The sequence below is a fragment of the Microbispora sp. CA-135349 genome (assembly GCF_050947365.1).
Lineage (GTDB): Bacteria > Actinomycetota > Actinomycetes > Streptosporangiales > Streptosporangiaceae > Microbispora.
Genome location: NZ_CP192001.1, coordinates 6,836,596 through 6,862,118, shown reverse-complemented (window position 1 = coordinate 6,862,118; position 25,523 = coordinate 6,836,596). Strand labels below are relative to the sequence as shown.

General features: G+C 70.8%; 16 protein-coding genes. 4 read left to right on the top strand and 12 right to left on the bottom strand.

Annotation, left to right across the window (positions count from 1 at the left end):
• Window positions 1-119: 119 nt before the first annotated feature.
• The 4 genes from ACQPZZ_RS31550 to ACQPZZ_RS31535 form a co-directional block, all read right to left on the bottom strand.
• Complete coding sequence (locus ACQPZZ_RS31550) at window positions 120-4,121, bottom strand: helicase HerA domain-containing protein (RefSeq protein WP_432925079.1); 4,002 nt, start codon at window positions 4,119-4,121, stop codon at window positions 120-122.
• Entirely contained in the window at window positions 4,118-4,963 is an 846-nt protein-coding gene (locus ACQPZZ_RS31545; protein WP_432925077.1) for a hypothetical protein, read from the bottom strand. The genes ACQPZZ_RS31550 and ACQPZZ_RS31545 overlap by 4 nt, the downstream gene beginning before the upstream one ends.
• Window positions 4,956-6,098 (bottom strand): endonuclease domain-containing protein, encoded by a 1,143-nt coding sequence (locus ACQPZZ_RS31540; protein WP_432925075.1) that lies wholly within the window; start codon window positions 6,096-6,098, stop codon window positions 4,956-4,958. The genes ACQPZZ_RS31545 and ACQPZZ_RS31540 overlap by 8 nt, the downstream gene beginning before the upstream one ends.
• Window positions 6,099-6,272: 174 nt before the next feature.
• Window positions 6,273-8,039, bottom strand: a complete 1,767-nt coding sequence (locus ACQPZZ_RS31535) for a bifunctional metallophosphatase/5'-nucleotidase (protein ID WP_432925073.1) — start codon at window positions 8,037-8,039, stop codon at window positions 6,273-6,275.
• 121 nt (window positions 8,040-8,160) lie between these two features.
• Between ACQPZZ_RS31535 and ACQPZZ_RS31530 the strand changes: the two genes are divergently transcribed.
• On the top strand, window positions 8,161-9,156 hold the full coding sequence (locus ACQPZZ_RS31530) for a DNA polymerase ligase N-terminal domain-containing protein (protein WP_432925071.1): 996 nt from the start codon (window positions 8,161-8,163) through the stop codon (window positions 9,154-9,156).
• Between the two features lie 56 nt (window positions 9,157-9,212).
• Window positions 9,213-9,581: a hypothetical protein gene (locus ACQPZZ_RS31525; protein WP_363640538.1), complete on the top strand. Its 369-nt coding sequence runs from the start codon at window positions 9,213-9,215 to the stop codon at window positions 9,579-9,581.
• A gap of 131 nt (window positions 9,582-9,712) precedes the next feature.
• Here ACQPZZ_RS31525 and ACQPZZ_RS31520 read toward each other — a convergent pair whose 3' ends face one another.
• Window positions 9,713-10,324 (bottom strand): sigma-70 family RNA polymerase sigma factor, encoded by a 612-nt coding sequence (locus tag ACQPZZ_RS31520; RefSeq protein WP_363640540.1) that lies wholly within the window; start codon window positions 10,322-10,324, stop codon window positions 9,713-9,715.
• A gap of 203 nt (window positions 10,325-10,527) precedes the next feature.
• Between ACQPZZ_RS31520 and ACQPZZ_RS31515 the strand changes: the two genes are divergently transcribed.
• Window positions 10,528-10,695, top strand: coding sequence for a hypothetical protein (locus tag ACQPZZ_RS31515; RefSeq protein WP_432925069.1), 168 nt, complete (start codon window positions 10,528-10,530; stop codon window positions 10,693-10,695).
• A gap of 69 nt (window positions 10,696-10,764) precedes the next feature.
• Here the strand turns inward: ACQPZZ_RS31515 and ACQPZZ_RS31510 are convergent, their stop codons facing one another.
• The 4 genes from ACQPZZ_RS31510 to ACQPZZ_RS31495 all read right to left on the bottom strand — a co-directional run bounded on the left by ACQPZZ_RS31510 (window position 10,765) and on the right by ACQPZZ_RS31495 (window position 18,114).
• Window positions 10,765-12,015 (bottom strand): site-2 protease family protein, encoded by a 1,251-nt coding sequence (locus tag ACQPZZ_RS31510; RefSeq protein WP_432925067.1) that lies wholly within the window; start codon window positions 12,013-12,015, stop codon window positions 10,765-10,767.
• Between the two features lie 187 nt (window positions 12,016-12,202).
• Window positions 12,203-14,443, bottom strand: a complete 2,241-nt coding sequence (locus ACQPZZ_RS31505) for a cellulose binding domain-containing protein (RefSeq protein WP_432925065.1) — start codon at window positions 14,441-14,443, stop codon at window positions 12,203-12,205.
• A 233-nt stretch (window positions 14,444-14,676) separates the two neighbouring features.
• Window positions 14,677-15,675, bottom strand: a complete 999-nt coding sequence (locus ACQPZZ_RS31500; protein ID WP_432925063.1) for a LacI family DNA-binding transcriptional regulator — start codon at window positions 15,673-15,675, stop codon at window positions 14,677-14,679.
• 168 nt (window positions 15,676-15,843) lie between these two features.
• The gene (locus tag ACQPZZ_RS31495; protein ID WP_432925061.1) at window positions 15,844-18,114 is read right to left on the bottom strand and encodes a cellulose binding domain-containing protein; all 2,271 of its coding nucleotides are present in this window, start codon (window positions 18,112-18,114) and stop codon (window positions 15,844-15,846) included.
• A 558-nt stretch (window positions 18,115-18,672) separates the two neighbouring features.
• On the opposite strand from ACQPZZ_RS31495, the gene ACQPZZ_RS31490 reads away from it, so the two are divergent.
• The gene (locus ACQPZZ_RS31490; RefSeq protein ID WP_432925059.1) at window positions 18,673-19,998 is read left to right on the top strand and encodes an NAD(P)/FAD-dependent oxidoreductase; all 1,326 of its coding nucleotides are present in this window, start codon (window positions 18,673-18,675) and stop codon (window positions 19,996-19,998) included.
• 9 nt (window positions 19,999-20,007) lie between these two features.
• Here ACQPZZ_RS31490 and ACQPZZ_RS31485 read toward each other — a convergent pair whose 3' ends face one another.
• The 3 genes from ACQPZZ_RS31485 to ACQPZZ_RS31475 all read right to left on the bottom strand — a co-directional run bounded on the left by ACQPZZ_RS31485 (window position 20,008) and on the right by ACQPZZ_RS31475 (window position 25,425).
• Window positions 20,008-24,531: a HAMP domain-containing protein gene (locus ACQPZZ_RS31485; RefSeq protein WP_432925057.1), complete on the bottom strand. Its 4,524-nt coding sequence runs from the start codon at window positions 24,529-24,531 to the stop codon at window positions 20,008-20,010.
• Between the two features lie 171 nt (window positions 24,532-24,702).
• Entirely contained in the window at window positions 24,703-25,125 is a 423-nt protein-coding gene (locus ACQPZZ_RS31480; RefSeq protein ID WP_363640551.1) for a DUF6098 family protein, read from the bottom strand.
• Window positions 25,126-25,230: 105 nt separating this feature from the next.
• Complete coding sequence (locus ACQPZZ_RS31475) at window positions 25,231-25,425, bottom strand: hypothetical protein (protein WP_432925055.1); 195 nt, start codon at window positions 25,423-25,425, stop codon at window positions 25,231-25,233.
• Window positions 25,426-25,523 lie beyond the last annotated feature (98 nt).

Below are 25,523 nucleotides of genomic sequence, written 5' to 3'. Positions count from 1 at the left end.
CGACAGGCTGACCCGGACGCCGGCGCCTGACCGTGCCGAAGGCGGGACCGGCGAGTGCGGCGCGGCGCCGGCCCCCAGGTGCCTCGGGAAGCGGAGCCGGCGCCGCACGATCGACGGTCTCAGGACCGGTTCGCCCGGGCCACGACCTCCTCGCTCGTCAGGGGGCTGGCCGGGTGGTGGCTCAGGCACAGGGGCGTACGGACCTTCGTGAAGGACCCGCCCTCGAACGCCGCGTAGAACTGGCCGGAGCGCAGCCGCGACACGTCGGGGACGTCGCCGCCCTTGGCCCTCGCCAGCTCCCGCGCCGCCGTGATCTGGGCCGGCGCGTTGAGCAGCCCGAAGAACTGGGTGGCGGCGTTGCCGGTGATCCGGTTGTGCAGGCCCTTGGGCGCCTGGGTGGCGAACACCAGCCCGAGGCCGTACTTGCGGGCCTGGGCGGCGAGGGCGAGCGTGCTCTGGGTGCACACGGTCGCCGCCCCGGAAGGCGCGAACGTCTGGGCCTCGTCCATCACGAACAGCCCGCCGAGCGGCCGGTCTCCGGCCGGATGCCGCTTGATCCAGGAGAACAGCGCCATCTGCAGCTGGTTGACGAAGCCCTGCCGCTGAGCGTCGGAGGCCATGCCGGTGAGGCTGATCACCGAAACGCGGGCCCGCTTTCTATCCGGCGGCGTCAGCAGGACGCCGGGATCGACGGGCGTCCCGGTCCCCGCGAACAGCGGATCGCTGATCGTCTCCGCCCTCAGATGCTGCGCCATCTCGGTCGCGAGCCTCGCCGCGCCTTCGAGACTGCTCACGCCGTCCGGCAGGTCGTCGAGCAGGGCGATCAGGCCGCCCAGCCCCGTGCCGCCGCGCCGTCCGTAGTGGGCGACGGCCTCGCGGAGCACCGCCTGGCCCAGATGGGCCTTGGCCGTCTTGGCCTCCAGCTTAGCCCGGGGCACGAGCGCGGCGAGCGCGGCGTCCACCGCCTCGTTGAACTCGTCCGCGTCGTCGGCGACGCCGGCGAAGTCGGGCAGCGGCTGGAAGCTCAGCGGGCGTCCCGACTCCTTGCGCGGCGTCCAGATCATCACGTCGGTGTTCGCGAGATAGTCGTCGGCCTTCGCCGCGTCGTCCTCGCCCCACTCGGCGGGGGGTTCCGGCCACCGGTCGCCGAGCAACGCGAGGTCGTTGTTCGCGTCGAGGACGATGGCCGAGACTCCTTGAAGGGCGCACTCCTCCACGAGACGGCGGATCAGCACCGTCTTGCCGGAGCCCGAACCGGCGAAGATCGCCGCGTGCTTGCGCAGGGCCTCCAACGGAATCCGTACCGGCCGGCCGTCCGAGGCCGCCGCCCCGATCGTCAGGTACGGATGCGCGGCAGCCTCGTCCGCCGGCAGCAGCCCGCGCGGGCTATTGCCGGCCGGCTCCCCGATGTACGGCACCTCAAGAGTCGGAACCTCGAGGTACGGCATCTCCGCGACCGGTTCCTCGAGGTACGGCATCTCCGCGACCGGTTCCTCGAAGGTCGGTGCCTCCGCTGCAGGTTCCTCCACAGGCCGGATCTCCGGGAACGGCATCTCCCAGACCGCCGTCTCCGTGGACGGTGTCTCCAGGGACAGCATCTCCGGGAACGGCATCTCCGGGGACGGCGTCTCGATCGGCGGTGCCTGCGTGGAGAGCACCGCAGGGGTCAGGGTCTCGGCTGACGGTGCGTCCGAGGGCAGCATCTCCGGGAACGGTGTCTCGATCGGCGGTGTCTGCGTGGAGAGCACCTCGGAGGGCAGCACCTCCGAGAACGGCGTCTCGACCGGTGGTGCCTGCACGGATGGTGCCTCCGAGGGCAGCATCTCCGGGAACGGCATCTCCGGGGACGGCGTCTCGATCGGCGGTGCCTGCGTGGAGAGCACCGCAGGGGTCAGGGTCTCGGCTGACGGCTCCTCCACGGGCGATGCCTCGGGGAGGGGGAGCGGTGGCCAGACCTGCACATCGGCATTGGCCGGGCCGAGGTCAACGCCGTAGGCAAGCGTCACACTCGCACCGGCCGGCTCCGGGATGCTGTCAAGCGACGGGGACGGAGCACTGCCGAAGGCCGGGGCGGGCACGTCGCCGGCAGCGGGGGCCGGCGCATCGCCGGGCACCGGAGACGGCGCTTCTACGGGCGGCAGCGGCTCGAGTCGTGGCACGGTCTGCCGCTGGAGCAGGTGCCGGCCGGGATTGGCGGTGTGCCGGGGACGATCCGGAGACCGGGTCGTCCGCGAGGACCTTCCACTCCCGACGGCGGGCACATGCGGAACGATCGCGTCGCTCAGTGCCTCGGCGAACAGCTTCACCTCGCTCGTCGGCTTGCGAGCGACGAGCCATGCCTGGAGGTCCGGCGGGTTGTCGGCGATCAGGGCACGGAGTGCGGCGAAGATCTGGAGGTCGTCCTCCTCGATCCGCAGCACACGGCCTCCCGCCTGCTCGAAGGCGGCCAGGGTCTCCTGGGTGACAGGTCCCTTGGCCCAGCTCTGGTTCCTGAGCACGAACAGTTTTCGCGCGGGTATCCGCTCGTCGAGCCCGGCCGCCGTGGACGCGGCCTTCAGCCGGTTGAGCGCGGCGATGTGATGGGACGCCGAGATGGCCCGGAAGCACCAGTGGGCCTCGTTTTCCGTCGCCTCGTCCAGTGTCCGCCGCAGGCGGGCGTGCAGGGGCGGCTTCGTGCTCGGAGGCGGGTCCTGGGTGAACAGGCGCCCGTCCTCGCCCTGCTCGGAGATCCAGGCGGACAGCCCGGCCGACAGCAGCCCCGGCATCACGACGTCCTCCGTGATCGGGTCCAGCGCCTCCATCACGTCCGCCAGCCTTCGCAACTCCGCGAACCGCTTGTCGAGCGCGCTGAAGTCCGGTCCCGGTCGAGGTCCCGGGTTCGTTTTCGTTTCCGGGTCCGGGAGTCGTTTGACGGGGACGATCTCGCCGGGCCGGGAGTCGGTCAGCTGTTCCAGTTCCGTGACCTGCCCGGTGGCCAGGCACGACCGGACGTGCTTGTCGATCCGGATCAGCAACTGGCGAGGGGTGTACTGGTACGCCTCCTCGAACGCCTCCGGCTTCACCGGCCACGTCGGGTACGGGGGCGTGAACCCGATCGCGCCGTACTGCGCGCTGAACCGCTTCTCCACCAGCGCGATGCCGGTCGCCGCATCCGGGATCGTCCTCAGCGGCAGGGTCGTCCGGAAGCGGTCCTGGACGGTGTCGGTGGCATGCTCTCCGATCAACGTCCATGTCTGCGGGAGGCAGGACAGGACCGTCAGGGTGCGGCGGGTCACCTCACGAAGGGTCATCAGGCCCCCCGCGACGCGTTCGATCGTTCTCCGGTGCTCAGCGTCCTCCGTCGACCCTCCCTCGGTGCGGGTCGACGACTGGGCGATCAGCGTGTCGACCTGGTCCACGGCGATGACGGAGGGACCGGTCAGCGCGAGAAGGCCGGACAGGTCGTGGACGATCTCCTGCGGTGTCTTCTCGACGGTCCGGAAGCCCCATCCCGCGCGTTCGCCGGGCTCCCCCTGCGGCGCAGAGATGAGGTAGGCGTCACCGATGTCCTGCGCCGCCAGGTCATGCGAGGCCCGCAGCGTGAGGGCCCGTGCGGTGTCCTGCACGTCCCGGCCGACATGCTGGTCGTAGCGGCGCAGGGCATGGATGAAGGCGTCCAGGTCCGCCCGGGACAGGGGGGCGTCGCCGATGATCGGGCCGCGAGCCGTCTGCGGCACCTCGGCGAGCACGCAGAGGCGCCACAGGAGTTCTCTCAGCTGGCTCCCGTCTCCCGCCATCGGCCGGGAGAGGCTGTCGAGCATGGAGAGGAGCACACTCTCCCAGAAGTCCTTCGCGTCGAGCAGGCTCACCAGGAAGAAGTAGGCGTCCTCCTCGTGCACCTTCTGACGGACCCAGCCGAGCAGGTGGGTCTTGCCCGTTCCCCGCTGGCCCTGTATCACGACGCCGATGGGACTCGCGGCGTCGCTTTCCTCCGCCTCCATCAGGCCGTTGAGGATGACCTGCGAGGTGTCCCGGTGCAGTCCCTCGACATGGAACGGCAACGGGCGCCACACGTCGTCGGCGACCCGCGTGTAGTTGAACCGCAGGGCCCGAAGGGCGTTGAGTTCGTCGCTCGTCATCATGCCCCGATCAAAATGAGGTGCTTGGCCTGGTCCCCGATCACGACAGCCGCGCTCCTGTCCTCGTCGGTGAGCATCTTCTGGTTGGACTCGGGCACCAGACGCACGTCCGGCAGACCGATCATCCGGCGCAGGGTGGCGTCGACCTCGTCCCGGGGGGCGTCGGCCAGCAGCGGACGCAGGTGGGTCAGGCTGACCCATGCGTTCGGCTTGCCGGCGAGCTGCGCGTACGCCTTCCTGATCCTCGTCTCGACGTCGGCACCGGAGGCGACGGCGGTGCCTGCGGCGGCTGAGGTGACGGTGGTGCCTGAGGTGAGGGTGGTGCCTGAGGTGACGGTGGTGGGCGTCCCGGCAAGGCTCACGACAGGCGGCACCGCGCCACGCATGGGCGTCGGTTCCTGTACGGCCGCGGCCTCACGCTTGGGCGCCGGCTCGTCCACGGGCTCGTCCACGGATGTCGTCAGGCCTGCCGGGGTGAGGTCCTCCTCCCGTCCGAAGATCTCGGCGAGAGGGCTCCCGGTCCGCTCCATGTGCCGCAGAAGTCCGGAGACCATGGCCCGGACGACCGCTTCGAGTGCCCGTGCGGCGAGACGGCTGGACCTGGGGACGCCGTTGCGGAAGATCTCGGCTGCGGTGGCCCAGCCGTCCTCGCTCAGTGTGTACGTGAACGCCTGCCCCCTCTTGCCGACATCGATCAGCTTGAGTCGGTGCAGGTGCTCGCGTTCGCCTTTCTCGATCTTCAGGCCGAACTGCTCGTCGAGCTCGGGGTTCGTGAACTCGCGGGCCTCGGCCATGAGGAGCAACAAAATGGCGGTCTCACGCTGAGATAGCGGCTTTTCAGGCATGGAGTGACCCTTCGAGCGTTCCATTGCGGCACTGGTGGAGGAAGCGCTCCAACTCGGCGAGCACGGTGCCGAGGCGTTCCAGCACCTGCTCGTTGGTGAAGCGGCGTACGGCGTAGCCGTCCCGGAGGAGGCGCAGGTCGCGCTGCCTGTCCGCGGCGAGGCGGAGCGGCCGGAGATGCTCCGGGCCGTCGATCTCGATCACGCACCGCTCGGCACGCCACAGCAGGTCGACGCGGATCGGGGGGCTGAGCGGCCCGGAGGCGTGGAGCTGGTTCCACTCGCGGCCCGCCGCCCAGGCGCACGGCGTCAGAGCCGCCTCCAGCCGCCGCTCGGCGGTGCTGGCCGGATGCGGCAACCCTGCGAGGGGCGGATAGGTGAGCGGCGGCGGCGTCGGCCGCCGGTCCCGGCCGCCGGAGCCGTCACCGCCGGATTCGGGACCGCCGGAAGCGGTGGACGTCGAGTGGACGAGCGCCGCGACCTCCTCGGGAATCGGAGCGGCCACGGTCTCGATCCGGTCGACGGAGCGCGGGGGAGGCCCGGTGAGCCAGACGCCGAACCCGCCGTGGTGGGCCAGCCATTCGCCCGCCGCCACCAGCACCTGCTCCGCGGACATGGGGAGCTCGGGCGGCATCCGCACGAGGATCGCGGCCTCCGGCCGCCGGTAGCCCGCGCGGAGCACCCGGGCCAGCCCGGCGGCGCGGATCTCGGGCGGGAATCTCCGGGCCCGGCCGGCCCTACCGGCACCGGCCCTGGCCCCGCTCGCCGCGACTCCGCTCGCGGCGTCCCGATCGCGCAGGGCGCGCTCCGCGAGGTGGGCGAGGAAGGGAGTGAAGTGGCCGCTCGCGGAGCCCGCACGCAGGGCGAGGACACGGACGGCGGGGACGGCCGCGCCGCCGGGCCCGGTGATGCCGTCCGCCTCGGGCAGCCAGGCGGGAAACATCGCCAGCGCGGCGGACTCCAGCTCCCCCAGCACATCGGCGACCACGTCCGCGGGCGTCCTGGCCGGGCGGGGGACGTACGTCACGAGCGCGGGCGCGTCATCGGGCAGCGGTTCGGCCGCCAGTGCGACGGCGTCCGGGTCGCCGTTCAGGTGCACGACCCGGCCGGTGGGAAGCTCCCTCCACGAGCGCGCCACGCCGTCCCCACCCTGTCATTGAAGATCCAACAATCTCGACCCGGCAGGAGGGTATCGGGCAGTGGCAGGACCGTCCACAAAATCGGGATTATCCGGTTCGGGATGCGGAGGCTCAGGCGGTCTCGAAGCAGACGGGGGGTGGCCGGCGACGCCGGCCACCCCCCGTCGCGGTGCTCAGGAGAAGACGGGAACCCCGTCGCGGACGAGCCTCCAGTTCGCCTCGGCGAACGTGGCCGGGTCGATGGTGCCGGTCGCGGCGGCATACTCGATCAGCGCCTGGCGGATCTCCACCTGCGCGTTGTAGACCACCGGGGCGGTCGAGACGTGCGGGAAGCCGCCGCCGCCCGACTGGCGGTAGTTGTTGATGGCCACCACGAACTGCTGGTCGTCTGTGACCGGCTTGCCCTGGTACGACAGGCCGACGATGCGCTGGCCTACCGGCTTGGAGATGTCGATGTCGTACGACACGCCGGAGAGCTGGTCGTAGTTGTAGTCGGGCGTGCCGCCGGCGTTGGTGAGCGTGGCGAGGTCGATCGGGGCGCCCGGGGCGACCTGGGCGAAGTACTTCGCCGAGTACTCCAGGAAGTCCTTGACCTGGGCGCCGGTCAGCTTGATGCCGAGCAGCGTGTTGTCGTAGACGTACAGCCCGGCCATGTCGCGGACGCTGACCGGCCCGGCGGGGAAGACGGCGGTGCGGCTGAACGGCGCGGCGATCGACAGCACCGGCAGCGAGGCGTCGGCGCCGCCGGCGATGGCCTTGCTCACCAGGTCGGTCTGGACCTTCTGGATGTAGTCGAGGATCGGCGTGTCCTTGTACGGCGACTCGGCCGCCGACAACTGCTGGGTGGACTGCGCGATGACCTTGTTGACGTAGCCGACGGTCTTGTCGTGCTGCTCCTTCATCAGCGCGACGATCTTCGGGTCCTCGGCCACCGTGTTGGTGTTGAGCGTGGTGGACGACTTGCCGGTCACCGTCCACTTCCCGCGCTGCTTGGCGAGGGTGAAGTCGACGACGCTGAGGCGCTGGCCCCACTTGGCGGGCTCGGTCAGCAGCACCTGCTGTCCGGTCACCTTGTTGGTGACGAAGCGCTGCGGCACGTCGTTGTGCGCGTGGCCGAACAGGACGGCGTCGACGCCGGGCACCTGCTCGGCGACCATGGCCGCGGCGTTCTCCACCGGCAGGTCGGAGCCGTAGGACGACATGCCGTCGTCCCCCGCGTGGGCGGTGACCAGGACCACGTCGGCGCCGAGGCCGCGGATGACCGGCACCCACTTCTTGGCGGTCGCGACGAGGTCGAGGAACTTGAGCTTCCCGTCGACGTTCGCCTTGTCCCAGATCGCGACGCCGGGATTGGTGAGGCCGAGCACGCCCACCTTGATCGGCTTTTCGCCCTTCACCTTCATGGTCTTGATGACGTACGGCTGGTAGGCCGGCAGGCCGGTCTTGGCGGAGACGGCGTTCGCGCCGAGGACCGGCGCCTTCATCTGCTTGACCCACGCGCCGAGCAGCGGCAGGCCGTAGTTGAACTCGTGGTTGCCCAAGGTCACGGCGTCGTACCCGATGGCGTTCATGGCCTTGGCCATGGGGTGGACCTCGCCGGTCGAGGTGATCGGCTCGACCTTGGCGTAGTAGTAGTCCAGCGGCGTGCCCTGGAGGGTGTCACCGGAGTCGAACAGCAGGGTGTGGTCGGCGCCGCGGTCGGCCCTGATCTTCGACACCATCGTCGAGATCTTCGCCAGGCCCACGTCGTTGTGCGCGCTGTCGTCGTACTCCGCGTTCTTGTAGTAGTCCCAGTTGAGCGCGTTTCCGTGGGTGTCGGAGCTGGCCATCACGGTGATCGTGACCGGGTGGCTCGGGGCCGCTGAGGCGGGGGCGCCGGGCAGGAGGAGACCGAGGGCCACGGTGGTGGCGCCGGCGGTCAACCTGATCGCTGAACTCATGGTGGGTGACGATAGTAAGGCGCCATTACCAAAGGGTCACGAAGTCCTTAACCGGACATGGCGCTACAAGGTGACACGCTTGTCACCCACGGCGAGCCGCACCCTGGGTAGGACGAGTGGGGTGGCGGACAGACTCGAGACCTACCGGGCCAAGCGCGACGCGACGCGCACCAGCGAGCCGATCCCCGCCGAAGGGCCGCTGCCGCGGGGCGAGGACGACACGTTCGTCATCCAGGAGCACCACGCCCGGTCCCTGCACTGGGACCTGCGCCTGGAGCGGGGCGGGGTGCTGGTCTCCTGGGCGATCCCCAAGGGGCTGCCGCCCGGCCCCGGGACCAACCACCTCGCCGTCCACACCGAGGACCACCCTGTGGAGTACGCCCGGTTCGAGGGCGAGATCCCCAAGGGCGAGTACGGCGGCGGCACGATGACGATCTGGGACCGCGGCCACTACGCGACCGAGAAGTGGAACGACCGCGAGGTCAAGATCGTGCTGAGTGGCTCACGGGTCGCCGGCCGGTACGTGCTGTTCCAGACCCGCGGCCGCAACTGGATGATCCACCGGATGGACCCGCCCAGCGGGCAGTGGGAACCGCCGCCCGCGCTCGCGCCGATGACGCCGGTGCCCCGCGCCCGCGTGCCGCGCGATCCCGAGGCGTACGCCTGGGAGTTCTGGTGGGGCGGTGCGCGGGCGCTCGCGTACGTGGAGGGCGGCAGGCTCACCCTGCGTGACCCGGGTGGCACGGACGTCACCGCGGAGCACCGCTGGTTGCGCCCGCTGGCCGAGTCGTTCGGCAGCAGGGCCGCCGTGCTCGACGGCGAGGTCGTCACGGTCGGCGGCACCTCCGTCTACGTCGCCTACGACCTGCTGTACGACGACGGCCGCTCGTTGCTGGACGAGCCGTTCGAGTGTCGCCGTACGGGCCTGGAGAGCCTCGCGGTGAACGGGCCGCGCTGGCAGACGGCGCCGTCCTGGCCGGGGGAGGTCCACGCGGTGAGGCGGGCGGCGGCCGAGCAGGACCTGCCCGGCGTGGTGGGCAAGCGCCTCGACTCGGCGTACGCCCCGGGGGAGGAGTCCGCCGCCTGGATCCGGCTGAAGGGGAAGGCCGCAGGGTGAGGCGGCAGGGTAAGGCGGGTGGCGCCGGGTAGGGAGGACGAGGGGGAGGTGTCGACATGTCCGAGCAGCACCACCCGGTCACCGGCGAGCACAAGTACGAGCAGGAGATTTCCTCCGCGGACGAGCATGAGGAGCGTCCTGGGCGCAGCCTGATCACGACCGACCACGAGGTGATCAGGCGATGGGCCGAGGAACGGGACGCCACACCCGCGACCGTCCCCGGCACCGAGCACGAGGGCCGTCCCGGGGTCCTCCGGTTCGACTTCCCGGGCTACGGCGGCGGCGACCTGAAGAAGATCTCCTGGGACGAGTGGTTCACGACGTTCGAGGAGCGCAATCTCAACTTCATCTATCAGGAGCACCGCAAGGACGGCAGCCCGAGCAACTTCTTCCGGTTGGAGAACCCCGAGCGCGAGGACGCCTGAGCTCTTTTCGCCCAGGTTGTCCATCAACGTTCACCGGGGTCGAGGGAGCGGAGCGGAAGGGAGACGAGGACCGGAGGTTCTCTCCGGCGCAGTGACCGACCCGGCCAAGGCTCGTGGACAGCGCACCAGGTTTACTCGCCGGCCCGCGCGGCGGCGCTCGCCGACCGGAGCAGCCCGAGCTCGGCGGCGTAGTCCTCCAGCTTGGCCCGCAGCTGCCGGCGTCCCCGGTGCAGCCGCGACATGACCGTGCCGATGGGGACGTCCATGATCTGCGCGATCTCCTTGTAGGCGAAGCCCTCCACGTCGGCGAGGTAGACCGCCAGGCGGAAGTCCTCGGGCAGTTCCTGCAGTGCCTGCTTCACCCGGGAGTCGGGCAGCCCCTCCAGCGCCTCCACCTCGGCGGACTTGAGCCCGGACGAGGTGTGCGACGCCGCCTCGGCGAGCTGCCAGTCCTCCACGTCCTCGGTCGCGGCCCGCTGCGGCTGCCGCTGCTGCCTGCGATAGGTGTTGATGTAGGTGTTGGTCAGGATGCGGTACAGCCAGGCCCGCAGGTTCGTGCCCTCGCGGAACTGGTGGAAGTTGCTGAAGGCCCGCATGTACACGTCCTGCACCAGGTCTTCGGCGTCGGTGGGGTTCCGGGCGAGCCGTAGGGCGCCGGCATAGATCTGGTCGATGTACGGCAGCGCGTCCCGCTCGAACCGCAGCCGCCGTCGTTCGACCGCCGTGTCGTCGACGATCGTCATATCCCCACCTCCTTGAGAGCCTGCCACTAGCAGTTACGGCCGCTTTGTCCGATCCGGCCGCACCGTTCGCCTACCCCTGGTCTCCCTTTCAACACGGCTCGCGGGTCTGTTTTCGGCTCCCACGACCGTCTTGCGGTGTGACCGAATGCCCGCGCCGCAGGGGGGTACGCGGAGACGGAGAGGCGCGGCCCGAGGAGGACGCCATGCCGAAGGAGAACGCGGGGCCGGAAGACCTGATCCCGGACCGGCTGCCGCCGCTGGCGCAGTCACCCGACGCGGAGCCCGGGGCGGAGCCCGGGGGAGGGTCCGGCGACTGGCACGCCCCCGGCGCCGACTCGCCCGACGACGTCGAGGAGCCGGCCGACGAGTGACCCGGCCCGCACGAGCCGCCGACGAGCCCGGATGAGCCGCGATGAGCCCGGATGAGCAGGGCCGGGCGCTCAGGCGGCGTCGCGGCGGCCGGACGGCGGGGCCGTACCACCGGGGCCCCCGGTGGTAGGGCCCTGGGTGGGGCCTCCGGGCGTCGGCGGTGCGAGATCCGCGCCGCGCGGCGTGCGGTACGGCTCGTGCGCCCGCAGGTCCACGGTCTGGATGGTCCGGCTGATGTCGGTCGGGGTGACCAGGCCGACGAGGTGGCCGTCGTCGAGCACCACGGCCCGGCCGTCCGTGCTGCCGCTCATCCGCTGGAGCAACTCGGTGAGCTGGTCGTCGGGCCGCGCGGCGGGCACGTCCGGCGGCGGGCAGGCGATGTCGCGCAACCTGGTGATCGCCCGGTCCTCGGGTGGGACGCGCCGGATGCGGCCCAGTGTCACCAGTCCCGCGAACCGGCCGTCGTCGTCCTGCAGCGGATAGGTGGACAGATGATGGCGCAGCACGAGCCGGTCGACCAGACCGGCCACCGTCTCGCCGGGATGGGCGACAACGGGGTCGCGCGACATCACCTCGCCCACCGTGATCCCGTGGAGGGCGGCGGCGATCTGCGTCTGTTGCTCCTCGGCGCTGGCCGCGTTCACCAGGAACAGGCCGATCAGGGCCAGCCAGAATCCCTGGAGGCCGAGGCCGGAGACGAGGTTGAGGAAGCCGACGGCGATCAGGACGTAGCCGAAGACCCGGCCGGCCCTGGCGGCGGCCACGGCGGCCCGCATGCGGTCGTGCCAGCGGGCCCACAGGAAGGCCCGCAGCACCCGGCCGCCGTCCAGCGGGGCGGCGGGCACCAGGTTGAACACGGCCAGCAGCACGTTCACCGCGGCCAGGTAGCCGAACATCCCGCTGGCCAGCGGTGGTGCGCCGATGACGGAAACCCCCCACGACACGAGGGCGAAGACGCCGCCGAGCACGACGCTGGTCAGCGGCCCCACTCCCGCGATCTTGAGGTCGGCGCCGGGGGAGCGGGGCTCCCCGCGCAGCTCGGCCACCCCGCCGAGCAGCCAGAGCGTGATGCCCGTCACCTCGATGCCGTGCCGCTTGGCGACGATCGCGTGGGCGAGCTCGTGCGCGAGCAGCGAGGCGAGGAAGAGCGCGGCCGACACCAGGGCGGCCAGCACGTAGGCCGCCGTCGGCAGGCCGGGAAAGGCGATGGGGAAGCGCCCGTAGGCCAGTCCGATCACCAGGATCACGACGATCACCAGGACGCTGATGTTGAGCCCGACCGGGACCCCGCCCACGCGGCCGAGACTGATCGACGATCGCATCCTGCCACCCCCTCGGCCCTCCGCTGAGACTGGCCTACCCGAAAAGGCGCAGGTCACGCGGCATCCGCCGACTGGGTGAAGACGTCCGTGGGGCGCCGCCGGGGATCACCCCGGACGGCTGCCGGGCCCCGGCATCGAGGGATGCCGGGGCCCGGGATCGGCGCGACCGCCGGTGACGGCCGGTGGATCAGCGCAGGTAGACCTTGGGCTGGGGCGGGGTGGCCATGCCGTCGCCGATGAAGAAGCTCGGGTGGGGCGGCTGGTTGTAGGCGGTGTTCTGCCAGGCCAGGGCGACGCGGTACTGCGGGTCGTGCAGCAGGGTGTGGATCTTGGCCGTGGTGACGGCGGAGGTGGAGTAGATCCGCAGGGCCCGGTTGTCGGTGGTGGGCCAGACGACCTCCTCCCGCCAGTCGCCGAGGATGTCGCCCGACAGCGAAGGGGTGGACTTGGTGCCGTTGTTGGAGTGCACGCCACTGGCGGTCAGCAGGCGGGTGTCGCCGCCCGTGCCGTACTTGTCGATGTGGGTGCCGTCGAGCAGTTCCCTGACGGGGTCGGCGTCCCACCAGGCGAGGAAGTTCATCGAGCCCGGCTTGCGGCCCAGGGCGGCGCCGCGGGGGCTGCGCAGGGAGCCGTCCCGGGCCGACCAGGACTCGGCGCCGGGGCTGCCGGCCCAGATGTCGGCCGACACGCCGCGGCCGTTGTCACCGCCGGAGGCGGTGGACCACAGCACCTGGCCGGTGCGGGCGTCGGCGAACCAGGAGCCGGGCTTGCTGCTGTCCTCGTCGACCTTGAACTCCTCCAGGCCGGGGCGGGAGGGGTCGAGGTCGCCGACGTGCATGGCGTCACCGTGGCCGTTGCGGGTGTTCCACAGCGGGCGGCCGTTGTCGTCGATCGCCATGGAACCGAAGACGATCTCGTCCTTGCCGTCGGCGTCGACATCCGCGATCGACAGGTTGTGGTTGCCCTGTCCGGCATAGGCGGTGTTGGAGTTGGAGTCGAACGTCCATCGCTTGGTCAGTGAGCCGTCGCGGAAGTCCCACGCGGCGATGACCGTACGGGTGTAGTAGCCCCGCGACATGATCAGGCTGGGCCGCTGCCCGTCGAGGTAGGCGGTGGCGGCGAGGAACCGGTCGACCCGGTTGCCGTAGCTGTCGCCCCAGGAGGAGACCGTGCCGCGCGGCGGGTCGTAGTTGACGGTGGACATCGCGGCGCCGGTGCGGCCGTTGAACATGGTCAGGTATTCGGGACCGGACAGGACGTAGCCGTCAGAGTTGCGGTAGTCGGCGGAGGCGTTGCCGATGGTCTTGCCGGTGCCGTCGACGGTGCCGTCGGCGGTCTTCATCGCCACCTCGGCCCTGCCGTCGCCGTCGTAGTCGTAGACCTGGAACTGGGTGTAGTGGGCGCCGGCGCGGATGTTGCGGCCCAGGTTGATGCGCCACAACCGGGTGCCGTCCAGTTTGACGCCGTCGACGTACACCGGGTCGGTGACCCCGGCCTGGGAGTTGTCCTTGGCGTTGGACGGGTCCCACTTGAGCACCAGGTCCAGCCTGCCGTCGCCGTCCAGATCGCCGACACTGGCGTCGTTGGCGCTGTAGGAGCCGCCCGGCGGGCTGATCGGCACGTCCAGGTAGCCGTTGGCGAAGCGCAGCGAGGTCTCCGAGGCCGCTCCCTCGGTGCCGCCGTCGACCGGGCGCACCGTGTACGCGGCGTCGGCCGGGGCGGCGGAGTCGAGGTAGTTGGTGGAGTTGGTGACGGTGGCGACGCGGGTGCCGCCCCGGTAGACGTTGAAGGAGGTGTCACGCGACTCGGTGCCCCACAGCCGCCAGGACACCAGATTGCCGCTGCCGGAGCGCACGCTGATCAGACCGCGGTCCAGCTTCTCGGCCTGCTTGGCGCCGCCGGGGACGGGGGAGGGGCTGGCGCTCGGGCTCGCCGAGGGTGAGGCGCCGGTCGACGGACTCGGGCTCGCCGGCCGGCTGGGGCTCGCGCTGGGCGAGGGCGAGGAGTGGGTGCCGTCGCACACCGTCCCATTGAGGGAGAAGGACGCGGGGACCGGGTTGGAGCCGTTCCAGGAGCCGTTGAACCCGAAGGCGGCGCTGCCTCCCGAGCCGATGGCGGCGTTGTAGCCGGCGTCGGTGACGGTGACGTTCGCGCCGCTTTGGCTGACGGTGCCGTTCCAGAGCTGGGTGATCTGCTGGCCGGCGCCGAAGCTCCAGGTCAGCCGCCAGCCGTTGACGGCGTCACCCAGGTTCTCGATCGTCACGCCGGCGCCGAAGCCGCCCTGCCACTGGTTGGTGATCTCGTAGCTGACTCTGCAGGCCACTGCGGCGGAGGCGGGAGTCTGCGCGGCGACGACGCCTGTGATCGCCACGCAGACGGTGCCGGCGGCCACCGCGAGGCGGGCCGACGGCCAGATTAAACGTTTCATGAATCGTCCAATCTGATGAAGAGTCGCGGTCGGTGGTGGATGTCACGAGACGCTAGGAATGCGGACGTGAAGGCGTCAAACATGCCCTGACGCAGTGTCGGAGCGGGGTCGGAGAAGGGGTTGTTTCGTTTCAGGTCAGCCCGGGGAAGGCGCTCAGCGGAGCGTGATTCCCCCTCTGAAACTTTCGGAATCCGAGGGGGGCCGGGCCGCTCGCCATCGTGGCCTCGGCCCGGTCACGGACAGGGGGGTGCCGTCGAGGCGCGTACGACCAGCCGCGGCCGGTAGACCAGGCTCTGGTGCCGGTGGCCGGGTCGTGACTCGTCCAGCAGCATCGCGGCGGCGGTCCGCCCCAGCTCCCGCTTGGGCTGCCACACGGTGGTGAGCGGCGGAGCGAGCTGCGGGGCGAACACCACGTCGTCGTACCCCACCACCGACATCTGCTCGGGGACCGCGATCCCCCGGTCGCGCAGGCCGCTGATCACGCCCAGCGCCGCGAGGTCGTTGAGACAGATGATCGCGGTCGGCCGGTCGGGCAGCCGCAGGATGTGCTCCAGGGCGGCCTCGGCGGTCGCGGCCACGTCCGGCGGAGGTATCCGCACCTCCACCACCGCCCGGTCGGGATCCAGCCCCGCATCCCGGAACGCCTTGCGCACCCCCGCGTGCCGGTCGGCGGTCTGCTGCACCTCCACCGAGCCGGTGAGCATGACGACCCGCCGGTGCCCCAGGGAGATCAGGTGGGCGGCGGCCTGCTCGCCGCCCGCGACGTTGTCGACCGATACCGAGCACAACCGTCCGTCGCCTCGATGATCGAGCAGCACCACCGGGACGCCGCGCCCGGACAGGGCGACCAGCGGTTCCACACCGGTCGCGACCGGCGTGATCAGCACGCCGCGCACTCCCTGCTTCTCCAGCTCCCTCAGGTAGTGCTGCTCACGGCCCGGCTGCACGTCGGTGCTGCAGGTCATCAGCATGCACCCGTCCTGCAGCAGCCGGTCCTCCACACCCCGGCACACTTCGGTGAAGAACGCGTTGGCCAGGTCGAGCACCACCGCGCCGACCAGCGGGCTCGGGACGCCGCGCAGCCGCCTGGCCACGTTGTTGGGCACGTACCCGACCTGCTCCATCGCCGCCAGGACGCGCCGGCGGGTCTCCTCGGCGACCAGCTCGGGATTGTTCAGGACGTTGCTCACCGTCGACGGCGAGACGCCGGCCAGCTCCGCGACGGAACGCATGCCGCGGCGGCGAGGCGCGGAGATTTCCGAGGTACCCCCATCCACAAAAGCACCATATCCAGCCGGGCTCACTGAAAGATCGCGACACCGAGCCCGTGAACCCGACGGGGACGGTGTGCCGCGGCGGCCGCGGACGCTCGCCAGGTACGTCCGCGGCCGCCGGGGAGATCACCTCACATAGATGTTCGGCCTGGAGGGCGTCGCCATGCCGTCCCCGAGGAAGAATCCCGTGTGAGGCGGCTGGTTGTAGGCGGTGTTCTGCCAGGCGACCGCCATCCGGTAGGTCGGATCGTGCATCAGCGTGTGGATCTGACGGCTCGCCGCCGTGGTCGTGCTGTAGATCCGCAGGGCGGTGTTGTCGCTCGTCGGCCAGACGACCTCCTCACGCCAGTCGCCGAACAGGTCGGCGGACAAAGACGGAGTCGACTTGGTGCCGTTGTTGGAGTGGACGCCGTTCGCCGTCAGCAGGCGGGTGTCGCCGCCCGTGCCGTACTTGTCGATGTGGGTGCCGTCGAGCAGTTCCCGGACCGGGTCGGCGTCCCACCAGGCGAGGAAGTTCGCCGAGCCCGGCTTGCGCCCGACGTTCTGCCCCTTGGTGTTGAAGATCCCGCTGACGGCGGACGACCACGACTCGGCGCCCGGGCTGCCGGCCCAGACGTCGCCGGAGACGCCGCGCCCGTTGTCACAGCCGCAGGAGGCGTTGCTCCAGATGATCGAGCCGGTGCGGGCGTCGGCCATCCACGCCGCGGGCTTGCTGGTGTCCTCGTCCACCTTGAACACCTCCAGTCCGGCGCGCGACGGGTCGAGGTCGCCCACGTGCAGCGCGTCGCCATGGCCGTTGCGGGTGTTCCACAGCGCGGAGCCGTTGTCGTTGATCGCCATCGCGCCGAAGACGATCTCGTCCTTGCCGTCGGCGTCCACGTCGGCGACGGCGAGGTTGTGGTTGCCCTGGCCGGTGTACTGGCTGCCGGCCGAGTTGGAGTCGAACGTCCATCGCTTGGTGAGCGAGCCGTTGCGGAAGTCCCACGCGGCGATGACCGTACGGGTGTAGTAGCCGCGCGACATGATCAGGCTGGGCCGCTGCCCGTCGAGGTAGGCGGTGGCGGCGAGGAACCGGTCGACCCGGTTGCCGTAGTTGTCGCCCCAGGAGGAGACCGTGCCGCGCGGCGGGTCGTAGTTGACCGTGGACATCGCCTTGCCGGTCTGGCCGTTGAACATGGTCAGGTATTCGGAACCGGACAGGACGTAGCCGGAGGAGTTGCGGTAGTCGGCCGAGGAGTTGCCGATGACGACGCCGGTGCCGTCCTTGGTGCCGTCGGCGGTCTTCATCGCCACCTCGGCCCTGCCGTCGCCGTCGTAGTCGTAGACCTGGAACTGGGTGTAGTGGGCGCCGGCGCGGATGTTGCGGCCGAGGTCGATCCGCCACATGCGGGTGCCGTTGAGCTTGTACGCGTCGACGAACACGTTGCCGGTGTAGCCGGACTGGGAGTTGTCCTTGGCGTTGGACGGGTCCCACTTCAGCACGAACTCGTACTGTCCGTCGCCGTCCAGGTCGCCCACGCTCGCGTCGTTGGCGCTGTAGGTGTAGGCGACCCCGTCGGGCGTGGTGCCGCCGGACGGCGGCTGGATGGGCACGTCGAGGTGGTCGCCGCCGGTGAAGCGCAGCGACGTCTCCGACGCCGCCTGCTCGGCGCCGTTCACCACGGCCCGCACGGTGTAGGTGGCGTCGGCGGCGGCCCCGGAGTCGAGGTAGTTCGTGGAGGTGGTGATCGGCGAGGAGTTCAGCTTGGTCGAACCCCGGTAGACGTTGAACCCGGTGCCGATGCTCTCGGTGCCGAGCAGCCGCCAGGAGACCAGGTTGCCGCTGCCGGCCCGTACGCTGATCAGCCCGCGGTTCAGGTCCTCCATCTGCCGCGCGCCCGCCGGGATGCTCGTCGGGCTCGCGGAGGGGCTCGGCGTGGGGCTCGGCGTGGGGCTTGCCGAGGGCGACTGGGTCGGACTCGCACTGGGACTGCTCGTGACCCCGCCGGTGCAGGTGGTGCCGTTGAGCGCGAAACTCGCGGGCACGGGGTTGGAGGAGTTGTTCCACGAGCCGTTGAAGCCGAACGACGCCGTGCCGCCGGTGGGGATCGACGCGTTGTAGCCGGCGTCCTTGGCGCTGACCTGCGTGCCGCTCTGGCTGACCGTGGCGTTCCACGCCTGCGTGACGGTCTGGCCCGCGGCGTACGACCAGGTGAGCGTCCAGCCGTTGACCGCGTCGCCGAGATTGGTGATCGTGACGGCGGCTCCGAAGCCGTCCTGCCACTGGTTGGTCACCTGGTAGTCCACCCGGCAGCCCGCCGCCGCCGCGGCCGGCAGGGCGGGCAGAACTCCGGCCCCCGCGAGTGCGGCGGCCGTGGCCACGGCGGCGAACAGCGCGGATCTTCGTCGTGTGGTCATCCAAACTCCAAGGGGGTGCCGATGGGGGCGGCGGCAGAGCCCTGACGGCGCCCGGAACGCGCCGGGCGCGTGATCGGGTTTCCGGTGCGGGACCTCCGGAGGTCGGGCCGAGCCCCGGGTGCGGGGTGCCGGGTGCGCCATCACAACGCGAAACCGGCGGTGCGGTCAATCGCCTACGGTTCGCTGATGTGAACGCAATCATCGGACGCGTAGGGACATACGGATCTCCGGCTGGTAGGAGCCATGACAGGCCGGGAACCCGCGTTCCGCCTGCGCGGGGGCACCACCCGCCGATCACTGAAACTTTCACCTCCGGCCCGCCCCGCCGATCTGTGAACGAGCACAGATCTGATCTCTCCCCGATCTCTGCCCGATCTCTGCCCGGGGCGCGGCCGGGCGGCCCTCGACGCGCGAGGCGGGGAGGCCCTCGATACGCGGCGCCGGAGCGGGTACGCCTGAAGGGCGGGCCGCGGCGCCGCTGCATCCGCCGGTCCCGGCCGGTGCGAATTCCCTGAAGGAGCCGTCGCCGTACGGTGGCGACAGGGGAAGGGGGACCCGATGCCACAGCCTGCCACGGTGATCGTCGTCGGAGCGGGACTCGCGGGCCTGGCCTGCGCCTGGCACCTGCACAGGGCGGGTGTGGCGGTCCGGGTGCTGGAGGCGTCCGACGGTGTGGGCGGCCGGGTCCGCACCGATCTGGTGGACGGCTTCCGCGTCGATCGGGGCTTCCAGATCTTCAACACGAGCTATCCGGAGGCCGCCCGGGTCCTCGACATCGGCGCGCTGGACCTGCGGCGGTTCACCAACGGAGCGATGATCTTCCGGGACGGCCGGCGCGAGCGGGTGGCGCTGCCGTGGCGGCATCCACGACACGCGCTCAGCGGCCTGCTCGCTCCCGTGGGCACGCCGTTCGACAAGGCCGTGCTGGTCGCGGTGACCGGCCGCGACCTGCTGCTGCCCGGTTCCCTCGTACGGCGGCGCGGCGGCACCGAGCGCACCACCCTGGCCGAGCTGCGGCGCTGGGGCGCGTCCCCGGAGATCGTCGAGAGGCTCTTCCGTCCCCTTCTCGCGGGAGTCGTGCTGGAACGGGAGCTGGAGACCTCCGGCCGGATCTTCCACCTGCTGTGGAGGTCGTTCTCGCGGGGGAGGATCGGCGTGCCGGCTCTCGGCATGGAGCGGATCCCCGCGCAGCTCGCCGACCGCCTGCCGCGGGACGCGATCTCGCTGGAGACGCCGGTGAGCGCGCTGACCCCCGAGGGCGTGGCGCTCGCCGGTGGAGGCGAGGCGGAGGCGCGTGCCGTGGTGGTCGCCGTCGATCCGCCCACGGCCGGACGGCTGGTGCCCGGCCTGCCGGTGCCGGCGATGCGGCCGGTCACGACGTTCTACCACGCCGCTCCGTCCTCGCCCCTGGGTGAGCCCACGCTGATCGTGGACGCGCACGGGGTGATCACCGACACGATCGTGCTCACCGACGCCGCGCCCGAGTACTCCGCCGACGGCCGCGCCCTGATCTCCACGTCGGTCCTCGGCGTCCACACCGCCGTGGACGAGCCCCGGGTGCGGGCCAGGCTGACCGAGATCTACGGCGACACCTCCGCGTGGGAGCACGTCGCCACCTACGCGATCGAGGCGGCCCTGCCCGCGATGCCGCCTCCGATGCCGCTGCGCCGCCCGGTCCGGCTGGAAGAGGTGGGCCTGGGCGCCCGGCGCTACGTGTGCGGCGACCACCGGGACACCGGTTCCCACCAGGGCGCGCTCGTCTCCGGACGGCGGGCCGCCCGGGCGGTCCTTGCGGACCTGCACCGGGACCTGAACCGGGACCTGAACCGGGGGGCGCCGGCCCGGGGCCGCCGCGCCGCCCCGGCGTCGGCTCGTCAGCGCTGAGGGCCCGGACTACCTGTCGCCGGGCAGGTCCAGCCAGCGCTGCATGCACAGCATGAGCTCCTCGGCGTCGACCGGCTTGGTCACGTAGTCGCTCGCGCCCGACGACAGCGTCTTCTCCCGGTCGCCGTGCATGGCCTTGGCGGTGACCGCGATGATCGGCAGCTGGGCGAAGCGCGGCATCGACCGGATGGCGGTGGTGGCGGCGTAGCCGTCCATCTCCGGCATCATGATGTCCATCAGCACCAGGTCGACGTCGTCGTTGCGCATCAGCACCTCGAGGCCCTTGCGGCCGTTCTCCGCGTACAGCACCTGCATGCCGTGCAGTTCCAGGATCGTGGTGAGCGCGAAGACGTTGCGCACGTCGTCGTCGACGACCAGCACCTTGCGGCCGACCAGCGCGCTGTCGACCTTCCCGACATCCTGCGCCCCCTCGTCCGAGGCGGCCTGCACGAGCGGCAGGACGTCGCCGGGCTCCTCCGCGGACAGGTGCAGGGTGATCCGCTCACGCAGCTCGTCGAGGCTGGGCAGGCGCTCCAGCGGCTGGTTGCGGGAGCGCACCTGCAGCAGATCCTCCTGCGGGCGTGACAACTTGCGCGAGTGGTGCGCGAGCACCGGCAGCGCGCGCAGCACGGGATCGGAGTCGAGCCCTTTCAGGAAGTCGACCGCGGCGTCGTGGGGCATGCCGAGGTCGAGCACGACGCAGTGGACGCTCTCCTGCCGCAGCATCGACAGCGCCGAGTGGGCGTCGTTCGCGGTCGACACCTGCACCGGCCCGTGGGTGTCGCGCAGGTCGGCCGCGACGCTCTGCGCCAGCATGGACAGCAGGCCGCCGGCCCTGGCCTCGACGACCAGGAGACGGCGCCGCGCCCCGCTGTCGTCCCTGCCATCCCTGCCGTACGGGGCCCGCGCCGCGGCGGGCGCCGGCTGCGGGGCGAGCACCGGCGGCTCTGCTTCGGCCCTTCCGGCGTCGTCGAAGTGGGCCTGCGGGAGGTAGAGCGTGAACGTGCTGCCCTCGCCCAGTGTGCTGGTGGCGCGGATCTCGCCGCCGAGCAGGGTCGCGATCTCGCGGCTGATCGACAGGCCGAGACCGGTCCCGCCGTACTTGCGGCTGGTCGTGCCGTCGGCCTGCTGGAAGGCGTCGAAGATTTGCGAGAGGTTCTCGGCGGCGATGCCGATGCCGGTGTCCACCACGTGGAAGGCCAGGATGTCCTGGCCGCCGGCGTCCGGCAGGTCCACGCCGGCCGCCCGTTCGATCCGCAGCTCGACCGAGCCCTCCTCGGTGAACTTGACCGCGTTCGACAGCAGGTTGCGCAGCACCTGCCGCAGTCGCTGCTCGTCGGTGAGCAGCCGGGCCGGCACGTCGGAGGCCACGGTGACCCCGAACCGCAGGCCCTTCTGGGTGGTCAGCGGGCGGAAGTTGGCGTCCACGTAGTCGAGGAGCTGACGCAGGCTGACCGGCTCCGGCGTGATGTCCATCTTGCCGGCCTCGATCTTGGACAGGTCGAGGATGTCGTTGATGAGCTGGAGCAGGTCGGTGCCGGCCGAGTGGATGACGTTGGCGTACTCCACCTGCTTGGGCGTCAGGTTGCGGGTGGGGTTCTGAGCGAGCAGCTGCGCCAGGATGAGCAGCGAGTTGAGCGGGGTGCGCAGCTCGTGGCTCATGTTGGCGAGGAACTCGCTCTTGTACTTCGAGGCCAGCGCGAGCTGCTGGGCCCGGTCCTCCAGCTCCTGGCGGGCCTGCTCGATCTCGCTGTTCTTGGTCTCGATGTCGCGGTTCTGCTGGGCCAGCAGCTCCGCCTTCTCCTCCAGCTCGGCGTTCGAGCGCTGCAACTCCTCCTGCCGCACCTGGAGCTCGGTGGCGAGCCGCTGCGACTCGGCCAGCAGCGCGTCGGTGCGGGCGTTGGCCACGATCGTGTTGACGTTGACGCCGATCGTCTCGACGAGCTGCTCCAGGAAGTGCCGGTGGATCGTGGTGAAGCGCCCGAGGCTGGCCAGCTCGATCACGCCGAGCACCTGGTCCTCGACCACGATGGGCAGCACGATGAGGCCGACGGGCCCCGCCTGGCCGAGGCTGGACGACACCGTCAGGTACCCCGGCGGGATGTCCTCCACCAGGATCGTCCGCCTGGCCTGTGCGGCCTGGCCGACCAGCGAGTCGCCGAAGGCGTACCGGCGCGAGGTCTCGCGGTGGCCGTAGCAGCCGACCACCCGCAGCTCCGCGCCCGCCGGGGTCTCCTCGGCCAGCAGGAACGTGCCGTACTGCGCGTCGACCAGCGGGGCCAGCTCGTTCATGACCAGCTCGGCGACCGTGGACAGGTCGCGGTGGCCCTGCATGAGCCCCGAGATGCGGGCGAGGTTGGTCTTGAGCCAGTCCTGCTCCTGGTTGGCCCTGGTCGACTCGCGCAGCGACTCCACCATGGAGTTGACGTTGTCCTTGAGGTCGGCCAGCTCGCCCTCGGCGTCCACGGTGATGGAGCGGGTCAGGTCGCCCGAGGTGACCGCGCTGGTCACCTCGGCGATCGCACGGACCTGGCGGGTGAGGTTGCCGGCCAGCTCGTTGACGTTCTCGGTCAGCCGCTTCCAGGTGCCCGACACGCCCTCGACCTCGGCCTGCCCGCCCAGCCGCCCCTCACTGCCGACTTCGCGGGCGACGCGGGTCACCTCGGCGGCGAACGAGGACAGCTGGTCGACCATCGTGTTGATGGTCGTCTTCAGCGCGAGGATCTCGCCCCGGGCGACGACGTCGATCTTCTTGGTCAGGTCGCCCTGGGCGACGGCCGTCGTGACCTCGGCGATCGAGCGCACCTGGTTGGTGAGGTTGTCGGCCATCGAGTTGACGTTGTCGGTGAGGTCCTTCCAGGTGCCCGCGACGTTGGGCACCCGGGCCTGGCCGCCGAGCTGGCCCTCGGTGCCGACCTCGCGGGCGACGCGGGTGACCTCGTCGGCGAACGCGCTCAGCGTGTCGACCATGGTGTTGATGGTCTGGGCGAGCGCGGCGACCTCGCCCTTGGCCTCGACCGTGATCTTCTGCGACAGGTCGCCCTTGGCGACGGCCGTGGCGACCTGGGCGATGGAGCGGACCTGGCTGGTGAGGTTGGACGCCATCACGTTGACGGAGTCGGTGAGGTCCTTCCAGGTGCCCGACACCCCGCGTACGGTTGCCTGGCCGCCAAGCCGCCCCTCGGTGCCGACCTCGCGGGCGACGCGGGTGACCTCGTCGGCGAAGGACGAGAGCTGGTCGACCATCGTGTTGATGGTCTCCTTCAGCTCCAGGATCTCGCCCCGGGCGTCGACGCGGATCTTCTGCGACAGGTCGCCCTTGGCGACCGCGGTGGTCACCTCGGCGATGCTGCGCACCTGGTCGGTGAGGTTGTCGGCCATGACGTTCACCGACTCGGTCAGCGCCTTCCAGGTGCCGGAGACGCCCTTGACGTCGGCCTGGCCGCCCAGCCGTCCTTCGGTGCCGACTTCGCGGGCGACGCGGGTGACCTCGTCGGCGAACGCGCTCAGCGTGTCGACCATGGTGTTGATGGTCTGGGCGAGCGCGGCGACCTCGCCCTTGGCCTCGACCGTGATCTTCTGCGACAGGTCGCCGCGGGCCACCGCCGTGGCGACCTGGGAGATGTTGCGGACCTGGCTGGTGAGGTTGCCGGCCATGAAGTTCACCGAGTCGGTGAGGTCGCGCCAGGTGCCGGAGACGCCCTTGACGTCGGCCTGGCCGCCGAGCTGGCCCTCGGTGCCGACTTCGCGGGCGACGCGGGTGACCTCGTCGGCGAAGGACGAGAGCTGGTCGACCATGGTGTTGACGGTGTTCTTGAGTTCGAGGATCTCGCCGCGGGCGTCGACGGTGATCTTCTGGGAGAGGTCGCCCTTGGCGACGGCGGTGGTGACCTCGGCGATGGAGCGGACCTGGCTGGTGAGGTTGCCGGCCATCGAGTTGACGGAGTCGGTGAGGTCGCGCCAGGTTCCGGCGACGCCGGGCACCTGCGCCTGGCCGCCGAGCTGGCCCTCGGTGCCGACTTCGCGGGCGACGCGGGTGACCTCGTCGGCGAAGGACGAGAGCTGGTCGACCATGGTGTTGACGGTGTTCTTGAGTTCGAGGATCTCGCCGCGGGCGTCGACGGTGATCTTCTGGGAGAGGTCGCCCTTGGCGACGGCGGTGGTGACCTCGGCGATGGAGCGGACCTGGCTGGTGAGGTTGCCGGCCATCGCGTTCACCGAGTCGGTGAGGTCCTTCCAGGTGCCCGAGACTCCCGGCACCTCGGCCTGGCCGCCGAGCTGGCCCTCGGTGCCCACCTCCCGTGCCACGCGCGTCACCTCGGAGGTGAACAGGGACAGCTGGTCGACCATCCCGTTGAAGACGGTGGCGATCTCCTTCAGCAGGCCGTCTCCCTCGTCCGGCAGCCGGGTGCCGAAGTCGCCGTCCCGTACGGCGGTGAGGCCGGCCAGGAGCTGCCGCAGATCCAACTCGGGATCATCGCCCGCGGCACGCGTGGATCTCGCGCGCTTCACCGTGCCTGCTCTTTCGACCATGTCCACCCTCGCGATCGCCCTCTGACAAGGCAGAAAGAAGCATATAAAGCACCGCTGAACGCGTCGCGCCCTGCGAGCGACCGGAGCGGGCACACCGGCCTGAAGATTACCCGTCGAACGATCTCCGCGCTGATCGGAGGACTTGGGGCGGATGGCCGCGCCCCCCGGATCTCAGCCGGTGGAGTCGCGGCCTGCGTCGAACACCTTCTCGTAGTGCTCGCGCGCCTGCTCGACCACGGAGTCGTCGAGCCACGCGACCGGCTCGACCCGGTCGATGAGCGGCTCGTGGTCGGGGCCGCGAGCCACGACACGTCCGGTCAGCACCCACGCGTGCCGCTCCTCGTCCTTCTCGGCCAGGTGGGTGTACTTGCAGATCTGTCGCGCCAGCCAGTCACGCAGCGGGAGGGTCCACCACTGCTCGGCGTCGAGCACGGTCACCGACAGGCCGGGTAGTTCCAGACGGCTCTCGTAGTCGACGCTCGGCTTGCCGGCGTCGGCGTCGGGACCCTTGGAATACCGCAGGTACAGGCTTGGCCGGTTTTCGACGAGCTCGGTCAGCTCGTCCAGGCTCTTGATGGTCGGTATCTCGCTCACCCGCGCTCCCGATTGCCTCCATCCGTCCGGGCGGAGACCGGGCGCGGTGTCCCCTCCGCGTCCCGGCCCGTCCCGATCGCACGTCGTGTCACTCGTGCCGCGAGCTCATGCGGGGTACGGAGGCCGCTGGTCCGGCGGAACGCCGCCGCCCTCGCCGCCGCCCTTGTTCCCCTTGTCGGTGCCGTGCGGGTGCCCGTCCGACTTCGTGGTGCTCGCCGATTCGGGAATGACGTCGACGTTCTCGTCGTTGGCGCCGCCCCCGCCGGAACGCCGGAGCTCGGGCTGCTGAGGCTCGGTCATCGTTCCTCCTTTCCGGACCACCGTGAAGGCCGAAACAGGCTGTCCGCAACCATCCCCCGGCGGTGCTGTCCTCCCCTCCCCACCTGCCTGAAGGGCAA

Bases quoted from the DNA above. Each gene is read 5' to 3' on its own strand.
- ACQPZZ_RS31500 (WP_432925063.1), bottom strand. From the start codon at position 15,675: ATGCGTTCCGTCGCGGAGCTGGCCGGCGTCTCGCCGTCGACGGTGAGC.
- ACQPZZ_RS31475 (WP_432925055.1), bottom strand. From the start codon at position 25,425: ATGACCGAGCCTCAGCAGCCCGAGCTCCGGCGTTCCGGCGGGGGCGGC.
- ACQPZZ_RS31495 (WP_432925061.1), bottom strand. From the start codon at position 18,114: ATGACCACACGACGAAGATCCGCGCTGTTCGCCGCCGTGGCCACGGCC.
- ACQPZZ_RS31510 (WP_432925067.1), bottom strand. From the start codon at position 12,015: ATGCGATCGTCGATCAGTCTCGGCCGCGTGGGCGGGGTCCCGGTCGGG.
- ACQPZZ_RS31525 (WP_363640538.1), top strand. From the start codon at position 9,213: ATGTCCGAGCAGCACCACCCGGTCACCGGCGAGCACAAGTACGAGCAG.
- ACQPZZ_RS31485 (WP_432925057.1), bottom strand. From the start codon at position 24,531: ATGGTCGAAAGAGCAGGCACGGTGAAGCGCGCGAGATCCACGCGTGCC.
- ACQPZZ_RS31545 (WP_432925077.1), bottom strand. From the start codon at position 4,963: ATGCCTGAAAAGCCGCTATCTCAGCGTGAGACCGCCATTTTGTTGCTC.
- ACQPZZ_RS31505 (WP_432925065.1), bottom strand. From the start codon at position 14,443: ATGAAACGTTTAATCTGGCCGTCGGCCCGCCTCGCGGTGGCCGCCGGC.
- ACQPZZ_RS31515 (WP_432925069.1), top strand. From the start codon at position 10,528: ATGCCGAAGGAGAACGCGGGGCCGGAAGACCTGATCCCGGACCGGCTG.
- ACQPZZ_RS31520 (WP_363640540.1), bottom strand. From the start codon at position 10,324: ATGACGATCGTCGACGACACGGCGGTCGAACGACGGCGGCTGCGGTTC.
- ACQPZZ_RS31490 (WP_432925059.1), top strand. From the start codon at position 18,673: ATGCCACAGCCTGCCACGGTGATCGTCGTCGGAGCGGGACTCGCGGGC.
- ACQPZZ_RS31535 (WP_432925073.1), bottom strand. From the start codon at position 8,039: ATGAGTTCAGCGATCAGGTTGACCGCCGGCGCCACCACCGTGGCCCTC.
- ACQPZZ_RS31550 (WP_432925079.1), bottom strand. From the start codon at position 4,121: ATGATGACGAGCGACGAACTCAACGCCCTTCGGGCCCTGCGGTTCAAC.